This window comes from uncultured Aquimonas sp., from assembly GCF_937888285.1.
Taxonomy (GTDB): domain Bacteria; phylum Pseudomonadota; class Gammaproteobacteria; order Xanthomonadales; family Xanthomonadaceae; genus Aquimonas.
Genome location: NZ_CALART010000069.1, coordinates 1 through 8501, shown reverse-complemented (window position 1 = coordinate 8501; position 8501 = coordinate 1). Strand labels below are relative to the sequence as shown.

The 8501-nt window shown below is 62.3% G+C and carries 9 protein-coding genes and 1 pseudogene; 3 read left to right on the top strand and 7 right to left on the bottom strand.

What is annotated here, in order from left to right; all coding sequences use genetic code 11:
• The 7 genes and pseudogenes from Q0654_RS14215 to Q0654_RS14185 all read right to left on the bottom strand — a co-directional run.
• Window positions 1–274: pseudogene (locus Q0654_RS14215) on the bottom strand (hypothetical protein); the annotation flags it as partial.
• A gap of 5 nt (window positions 275–279) precedes the next feature.
• Complete coding sequence (locus tag Q0654_RS14210; RefSeq protein WP_298854927.1) at window positions 280–1125, bottom strand: ATP-binding protein; 846 nt, start codon at window positions 1123–1125, stop codon at window positions 280–282.
• Window positions 1122–1604, bottom strand: a complete 483-nt coding sequence (locus tag Q0654_RS14205) for a hypothetical protein (protein ID WP_298854926.1) — start codon at window positions 1602–1604, stop codon at window positions 1122–1124. Before Q0654_RS14205 ends, Q0654_RS14210 begins: the two co-directional genes overlap by 4 nt.
• Before the next feature lie 11 nt (window positions 1605–1615).
• Window positions 1616–1933, bottom strand: a complete 318-nt coding sequence (locus Q0654_RS14200) for a DNA-binding protein (protein WP_298854925.1) — start codon at window positions 1931–1933, stop codon at window positions 1616–1618.
• A 153-nt stretch (window positions 1934–2086) separates the two neighbouring features.
• Window positions 2087–2563: a hypothetical protein gene (locus Q0654_RS14195; protein WP_298854923.1), complete on the bottom strand. Its 477-nt coding sequence runs from the start codon at window positions 2561–2563 to the stop codon at window positions 2087–2089.
• Window positions 2560–3927: a recombinase family protein gene (locus tag Q0654_RS14190; RefSeq protein WP_298854922.1), complete on the bottom strand. Its 1368-nt coding sequence runs from the start codon at window positions 3925–3927 to the stop codon at window positions 2560–2562. Before Q0654_RS14190 ends, Q0654_RS14195 begins: the two co-directional genes overlap by 4 nt.
• Window positions 3924–4385 carry a DUF2924 domain-containing protein gene (locus Q0654_RS14185; RefSeq protein ID WP_298854921.1) on the bottom strand — a complete coding sequence of 154 codons (462 nt, stop codon included), beginning with the start codon at window positions 4383–4385 and terminating at the stop codon, window positions 3924–3926. The genes Q0654_RS14190 and Q0654_RS14185 overlap by 4 nt, the downstream gene beginning before the upstream one ends.
• A 634-nt stretch (window positions 4386–5019) precedes the next feature.
• Between Q0654_RS14185 and Q0654_RS14180 the strand changes: the two genes are divergently transcribed.
• From Q0654_RS14180 to Q0654_RS14170, 3 genes are all read left to right on the top strand, one after another.
• Window positions 5020–5253 carry a MarR family transcriptional regulator gene (locus Q0654_RS14180; protein ID WP_031688223.1) on the top strand — a complete coding sequence of 78 codons (234 nt, stop codon included), beginning with the start codon at window positions 5020–5022 and terminating at the stop codon, window positions 5251–5253.
• A 116-nt stretch (window positions 5254–5369) separates the two neighbouring features.
• Complete coding sequence (locus Q0654_RS14175) at window positions 5370–6077, top strand: hypothetical protein (protein ID WP_298854919.1); 708 nt, start codon at window positions 5370–5372, stop codon at window positions 6075–6077.
• Complete coding sequence (locus Q0654_RS14170) at window positions 6067–8178, top strand: 7-cyano-7-deazaguanine synthase (RefSeq protein WP_298854917.1); 2112 nt, start codon at window positions 6067–6069, stop codon at window positions 8176–8178. The genes Q0654_RS14175 and Q0654_RS14170 overlap by 11 nt, the downstream gene beginning before the upstream one ends.
• The last annotated feature ends 323 nt before the right edge of the window (window positions 8179–8501 follow it).

Genomic DNA, 8501 nt, shown 5'->3' with positions numbered 1-8501 from the left:
CCCAGGTCGGCCCCTTCTTGGAGTGCAGGCCGATGTTCGACCACATCTTGCGTTTTGCGTAATCGCCCGCCGTGACCACGAACTCGGCGGCGAGGTAGATGGAGCCAGTCTCGAAGGACTCGGTGGCGTAGCCGCCACCCCAGCCCTGCGACGGGTCGTCATAGCCACCGGGCTTGAGGATCATGCGCACCGGGACAGTGGTGCCCTTGGGGATCGGATCGAAGCCGGACTGTTGGGGGTCGGCATCTTGGAAATCGAAATAGTTGGACGACATGGTGATTACTCCTTGGATTCGGTGGTGTTCGGGGTGGCGGCGCTGGCGGGCACGGGCGTGCCTGCGCACTTGGCGATCAGCGCGCCGAGATGCGGCGGCTCCAGCAGGTCGAGGCGACCGCTGCGGTCTTTGGCCGGGAAGCCGTAGGGATTGAGGGTGTGGGTGACGAAGGCGCGGTAGGCGCTGCCGTCCTCGGCCTTGATCTCGGCCAGCGTCACAACCTCATCGACGATGCCGGGCAGCTCCAGACTGGTCTTGCTGCCTTCGATCTGCGGCACGAACACCTTGCGGTTGTAGTCATCAAGGCGTTCGTCGAGGATCGCCACGAACACCACGTTCTTGCCGCGTGCGTGTTGCAGATGGGTCAACGCGCCGATCATTTCCTGCCCGAGCAGGCCGTAAGCGCCACGCATGTCAGGCTTGCCGGTGCGGTCGCTGACGGCACCCGGCTGCGTCTTGCACCACGCGAAGCACTGGCGCGACAACTGCGTGATCGAGTCGAGGAAGAAGGTCTGGTAGCGGTCGAGCTGCGTCGGCGCGCCAAACTTCTCGATGACGTGGTCGTAGTGCGCCTGCGAGAACGCGGCCTCTGGCGGCAGCGACTTGTCCGGCCCCGCGAGGAACACGAAGAAGTCGCGCGATTCCGGCCACGATGCCGGGCGGATGGTGTCGCCCGGCCAGTCGGCCACCGCCAGATCACCGGCCTCGATGTCGAGAAACAGCGTGGTGGCGGGATCGAGGTCTTTGAGCCGGGAGGTCTTGCCGATGCCGGACTTGCCGAGCATCAGCAGCTTCACACCCTTGCGCTCGGCCATCCGCTCGACGGCGGACACGATGGGGAGCTTTTTCATGCGGCACCCCCATCAAGCGCCAGAGTGATACTCGGCTTGCCTTCCTCGACCGTGCGCGCAGCAGCGAATTGCTCCTGCAACGCCGTTGGCCAGTTGGTGTAGCGGGACTCGGACACCGACAGCTTGATGTCGATGTAGTCCTCGACCCTGTCGCCGGAGGCAACGATCCGCTCGGCCATCTCCTTGAGGATGGCCTGACTCCAGGTCACCTTCTTGGGGAGTTCGTACTTGACGTGCAGCGCGCCATCATTGATGTGAGCTGTGCCGAAATCGCGGCCGGAATCACGCAGCGCGACGCGCCCCTGCTCGCCGTAGCGCTGGAGCTTGGCGGCATCCAGCTTCGCGCGCAGTTGTTTGAGGTAGACGATGGCCTCGTCGACGTGGTGCTCGGAGGACGTGAAGTCCGTGATCGACAGCACCACCAGCTGGGCGATGCTCATGGCCGCGAGGTCGGCGGGGAAGAAGGTCAGATTGCTCATGGTCATCCTCCTCAAACCGGCACGCGTTCGGACGTGGATGCGTAGACGTGACGCTTCTCGAAATCGAGCACGCCGTTTTCGCCATCGAGGGGATAGGCCACCTTCTTCGAGAACTTGTTGAAGACAGGGCCTCGACCCATGCCGCGCCAGCGCGTCAGCGTCTTGGGCGACATGCCCCAGCGACTGGCCAGTTCGATCTCGTTGAGGAAGCGTCGCTCGGACAACTCCGAGGCGTGGGGGGCGGACGTCGAGCTGAAGTCGACGCCGGAATGCTGGCTCGGTGCGCCACCGAAGCCAGGGGACAGTGCCATTGAATAGGCCATTGCCATGCTCCTTTCCCGTTCAGGGAGGGAGGCGTGAGCGGTGGCCAGTCCAGTACCAGCCGTTGATGCCGTTTCACGCCTTCATCGGGGAAGGCGCTACATCCGGCGTAGCAACAGCTACTCTTGGCGTAGCGGAAAAATATTTCTGCGTTCCCTCCGCTACCCGAAGGACGCAATCAACCGGCGTTGCTCATTCCAGTCCAAGGGCACCTTGGCCCGCAGGAGCGCCTCCAAGGACACCGCCCGAGGTAGCCGTCCTTCGTAGGCGGCCTGCACGATGTCGGGGGCGAGAAGCGCCAGCCGCAGCAGATCGCTGACCGTGGAGCGGTGGATGCACTCCCGCTCGGCGATCTCCGTGGCGCTGGCCAGTCTTCCGCTGTCGATGAGCTGCTGCCAGTAGATGCCGCGCCCCATAGCCCTGATCAGCGGGCGATCCTGTTCGGGGGTGAGCACCGGCGTATCGGTGACGGCAATCGGCTGGCTGACGCCTTCCGGTGCGACGATCACCTTCTTGACGCCACGCTTCTTGAAATGGAAGGGCACGAACGTGGTGATCCGGACACCGCCGCCTTCCAGCGGGTGGCGGCGCTCGTGGGGTTTGCCATCGCCGACCAGCGTCTTGGACGAGCGGTTCATGGGGCCACCTCCATTTCCAGCATCTCGCCGCCGATGCTGTCCGCCCGCAACTCACCGGCCAGATCGCGCCATCCCGACTCGCGCCAGACGATGTCGACGCCGTCGGAGAGGAGCTGGACGCGCTCGATCAGCAGGTTGACAAGCCGCACCTGTTCGGCGGGGAACAGTTGCTTCCAGACCTCCCCGATGCGGCGCATGGCCAGCACGGTGGTCGGCTCGTCGACCTCCGGGTATTGCTTGCGCACCGTGTTCCAGACGCCTTGGATGGTTTCGGGCGACTGGAGCGCGCCGACCAGCAGGTTGACCACCACCTCCTCGATCTGGTCGGCGGGAATCATCCCGGTGGCGCTGCTGCGGTAGCCGTAGCGGTTGTCCGCCTTGGGGATGTAGTAGCGGTACTTCTTGCCGGAGGGCTTCTTGCTGTAGGTGATGTGGTATTTGCCACCGTCGGGGCCGTACATCAAGCCACGCAGCAACGCGTCGGTCTTGTGCCGCGTTTGGGTCTTGCCCATGCGCTGGTGCGCGTCCTCGGACAGGATGGCCTGCACCCGATCCCACAATTGCCGGGTGATGATCGGCTCGTGCTGACCGGCAAACACCGCCCCTTTGTGGCGAATCTCGCCCACGTAGATCGGGTTGCGCAGCACCTTGGAGATGTACTTCTTGTCCATCGGCGTGCCGTTGCGCACGCTGCCATCCTTCAGACGGTTGGGCTTGGTGGTGATGCCCTCCAGCCCCATCTCGCGGATGATGTCCGTGATGCAGCGCTTCTCGGTGAAGCGCGTGAAGATGCGCCGGATGATCTCGGCATCCTTCTCCTCGATGACCAGCTTGCGGTCTTTGACCTCGTAGCCCAGCGGCGTGTAGCCGCCCATCCACAGCCCCTTGCGCTTGCTGGCGGCGATCTTGTCGCGGATGCGCTCGCCCGTGACCTCGCGCTCGAACTGCGCGAAGGACAGCAGGATGTTGAGCATCAGCCTGCCCATCGACGTGGTGGTGTTGAACTGCTGCGTGACCGACACGAACGACACCTTGTGGCGCTCGAAGATGTCCACGAGCTTGGCGAAGTCCGTCAGGCTGCGGGTCAGACGGTCAATCTTGTAGACCACCACGATGTCGATCTGGTCGGCGATGATGTCGTTCATCAGGCGCTTCAAGGCCGGACGTTCCATGTTGCCGCCCGAGTAGCCGCCGTCGTCGTAGTCGTCGCCCACCGGCAACCAGCCCTCGGCGCGCTGGCTCACGATGTAGGCTTGGCCTGCCTCCCGCTGGGCGTCGAGGGAGTTGAACGACTGGTCGAGGCGTTCGTCGGTGGAGACGCGGGTATAGACGGCGCAGCGCTTCTTGGTGATGACGGCGTTCATTGGGCACCTCGCTTCGGCTTGTTCTTGGTGATCCCGAAGAACAGCGGCCCCGACCACTGGGTGCCGGTGATGTGGCGGGCGACCCCGGACAAGCTCTTGAAGCGTCGGCCTTCGTACTCGAAGGAGCCGTCCGCCTGCGCGGTGACGCGGTGTTCGCGGTTGTCGAATTCCCGCACCAGCACCGTGCCGGGGATCACCTGTACTTCGACGCCGCGCTGCGTCTTGATGTTGGACTGCGCTTCGCCGATCCGCGCCATTTGCGTCTGCACGACGAGCTTGGTGCCCAGCGCCTCCTCCTGAATCCTGTAGGCGACGCGGCCTTCGACATAGGCCCGGTTGTTGTGGGGTGGGCGCTGCGGGAAATACTTGTCCCAGACCACCCACAAGTCCTTCATGGCCAAGTTGGGCAGGCTGGTGATTTGCGCCGCCAGCGACGGCGCAGTGGTTGATGCGTTCATTTGTGACCTCCTTCTGTAGACGGGTTTGAATGAACGCGCTCGGGTGCCGAGAAGCCAAGGCAAATATCGCTGTCGCGCGGAAGCGTGGAATGCAATCGCGCAATGGCGGCCGCGATGATTTCTGCGGCTTCGCGTGCCCGTTGTGGGGGCGACATCATTTCGGGGAGTGCTTGTTCGACGGTCATTTCGGTAGCCAGTAAAGTTGTCAGACCGTTACGAAGAATATGCACACAGGGCGGTCGGGGTATCCCGTTTCGGAGTGCATCAGATAGGGAGAGCGAGATTTCCAGCAGATTTCTTTGGGCGGTGTTGATCGCCGATCCCTTCTGCACCGCACGCACTTACCCCAAGACCGTGGACGACGGGCTGGCGCAGCTACAACCGGAATGGCGTGGTGGTACCGCCAGTACGCGCGGGAGCAGTCTGCCGAGGACGCCGGTGCCTACGAGTTCGCCGAGCAGGAGGCGCGCAGTCGCCACGTCGGGCTGTGGCGGGCTGCCGATCCGACTGCGCCTTGGGCTTGGCGTCGAGCCTCGCGGCCGTAATCAGGCTAGAGATTTTCCGCGCGGGGTCGCCTCCATTGACCTGATGTTCATCAGGTCATATATTGTTCAGATCGGTGAGGAGCCATGCCATGAGCAAGCGAAAGACCGAAGGCATTACGGAACCGCAGACAAGGACGCTGAGGGCGATCTGCCAGATTCTGGACAGCACGGGCTTGCCGCCCACCGTCAAGGAGCTGGCCGAAGCGCTGGGTATCAGCCACGCCAGCGCCCATGAACAAATCGCGCAGCTGGTGCGCAAGGGGTATTTGAGGAAAGAAGAAAGAAAGGCGCGGAGCATCGTGATCGTGAAGCGCAACGAGTGACCACGATGCTTTGATTTCATTGAGGGGAATCCTGGATGGGGCATGTTCGGCTCGGGGTACTGCCAAGAACGAAGGCGTGGAAAGAGGTCGTCGGCCTGATCGCCGCTGGCGCTGACGTGTCCCAGGTCGCCAACGCCACCATCACAGCAGCAGAAAAGGCGTTCTCCTTCGTGATGGATGACAAGGGCTACACGGAAGCCGTGTGGCTGATGACGCAGTTGGCCATTGCTGCCAAGAAGGACGATCCCTACGCCCACCTCCGATCCGTCGGCATTTCCCTGCCGGACGACGCGACGTTGTCTGACGTGACGGTGGGCATTTCAGATGCCTTGGATCGTGCCGTCGACAGCTCCTATAGGCGTTCCGATCTGGCTGAAATCTCCGGGCGCGCGCTGATCAGCGCGGTGGCCGACGCGCTTCAGCCTCACTTGAACGGGCTTTTTCCGAACGACAAGGACACGATGCGCGCAGCGCTTTCCAATCTCGGAAAGCAAAAGGAGTTCGGCGACCTGTCGCGCTCATTCTTTGATCGGCTCACCAACGAGAGCCTTCAGTATTTTTTGTCCAAAACGCTATCGACCCAAGTGGGCGAAGGAATGCGTTTTGCGACGATGAACCAAAAGGCGCAGTTCGATCACGCGCTGGACACGCACACGCGGGAAGCCTCACTGATCGTCCGGGACTTCTCGTCCGAATGGTTTTCCAAACACCGCCACAAAGAAGGCGGCGACATTTCAAGAAAATCGTCCGATGGCTTTGCTGGCTATGCGCTGAAGAAGATGAAGGATGAATTGAAGTTGGGAGCGCGCACCAGTGCAAACTAAGAAGTTCATCATTTGCGGAAATGCTTCGGCCAAGGGCATCAGCGACGATCCGAAGAACGACACTCGCCTTCGGCTTTCTGGCGTGCAGGGTGAAGGCAACATCACGCTGCGCATCGAGGACATCCACAGCAAGATGTTCAGCAGCGTGCCAGCCAAGTTCCACGACCTGCTGGAGATCGCCACCTACGTCTACAGCGCGGATCAGGTGATTCTGCGCGGTGCAGACGATGTTGATAACTTCGGCGATGGATGGCGGCGCGACCTGCATTTCGTGGTGCCGGTGCGCAACCCGGATTTCTGGAACAGCGCCGAGATGAAGAACGCGCTGACCTCGACGCTGGGCTTTCTGTCGGATGACAACTACGAGTTCACCTTCGTCAAACTGGCGCAGGATCATTCGATTCAGGACTACCTGGAGTTCAACGACGCGCAGGCCATCTACGGCAAGCCGGAGCAAGTGGTGATGTTCTCTGGTGGTCTCGACTCGCTGGCGGGTGCGCTCGACGAGGTGTTGAGCCAGCAGCGCCGCGTGGTGCTGGTCACGCACAAGGCCACGCCCAAGCTCAACACCCGGCACAAGACGCTTCGAGATCTGCTGGCGCAGAAGGCCGGAGACAACGCGCCGCATCAGATCAGCGTGCGCGTCCACAAGAAAAAGCCGATGAATCGGGAATACACGCAGCGCAGCCGCTCGTTCCTGTTCGTCTCGATTGGCGCGACCATCGCCAAGATGCTCGGCCTGAGCAGCGTGCGCTTCTACGAGAACGGCGTGATCAGCCTGAACCTGCCGGTGTGCGCTCAGGTCGTCGGTGGCCGCGCCACCCGGACGACGCACCCCAAGGTGATGAAGGGCTTCCAAGACATCATGACGCTGGTGGCCGAAGCGCCATTCACGGTCGAGAACCCGTACATCTGGAAGACCAAGGCCGAAGTCGTCGAGCAGATCGTGAAGGTCGGCTGCGCCGATCTGATCAAGCATTCGATGACCTGCACGCACACGTGGGAGATGACGAACCAGCACACCCACTGCGGTCTGTGTTCACAGTGCATCGACCGACGCTTTGCGGTCATCGCCGCCAAGGCCGACCAGTACGACCCGATTGATCACTACAAGGCGGACGTATTCACCCAGAGCAGGAACAAGGACGACGACAAGATCATGTCCGCGTCCTACTTGGAGCGCGCCAACCAAGTGGGGGCGCTGGAGAACGTCGGGCAGTTTCTTGCCAAGTACGCCGAGGTGAACCGGGTGTTGCGCTTCCTCGGCGGAAGCACGGCGCAGGCTGCCCAGCGCGTGTTCGATCTCTACAAGCGCCATGCTGGCGAGGTGAACGCCGCGTCAGACGAAATGGTTCGCCGCCATGCGACGGCCATTCGTGAGCGCACCATGCCGGGCGACGCCTTGCTCCGCACGGTGCATGAGTCCGCGTCGGTGATCTCGGTGCCAGCGGTGTCGTCGAAGGAGAAGCAGCCGGACAACTTCTTCCGCAAGCGTGGCGGTGGTTGGGAAGCTCGGTTTAATCGCGGGAACAGGATCAACATCATCGATGTGGACAAGGGCGCGGAGTACATCAACCTGCTGCTGGCGCATCCGAATCGGGAGGCATCGGTCTACGAGATCGTTTGCGGTTACGCGCTGGGCATCGCCGAGCAGGCCAGTTCCGGGCTGGAGCACGATGACATCGAGGAAGGGTTTCAGGTGACGACCGGAGCGCCGTTGAGCGACGCCGGAGTCGTAATCGACGCGAAGGCAGTCGCGCAATACCAAGCTCGCTACAAGCTCCTTTGCACCGAGAAGGCAGAAGCCGAGGCCGACGGGGATCACCAGCGGATTGAGGAGATCGAGGACGAGCTGGCCCAGATTTTCGGTGCCATCAGCGGGGGAACCGCCAAAGGCGGCAAGCTCCGGAAGGCTGGTGACAAGCGCAAGAACGTCCGGGACGCCTTCCGCAACGCCGTTGGTCGCGCCATCAAGAAGATTGCGCAGTACGACAAACCGCTGGCAGAGCACCTGAAGGAGTCCATCAAGCACGGCAACGAGGTGGTCTACCGGCCCGGAACGCCCATCGTCTGGGACGTCCGTCCCATCGTCAACGAGTAGCCCCGTCCGGGGTCGGGTCGCCTGCGTCGGGGCGGTTTTTCTGACGAACAAGCCGCCGGAAACCCGCGCCAATGCTGGGGCGGGTGCGAAGTCCTCCTTCGCAGAAACAGAGAATGGGGGGCATCTGAGAACGGAAAACGGCCCGAAACCGGGGTGTCCGGGGCGGCGGCGTCCTTCGCAGCGAGGCCCGAACCCGCGCCAGCACTGGGGAAAACGGGCAGAAAAAAACCCAACCGATAAGGGTTGGGTTTTTAAGTATTGGTGGAGACGAGGAGGATCGAACTCCCGACCTTCGCATTGCGAACGCGACGCTCTCCCAGCTG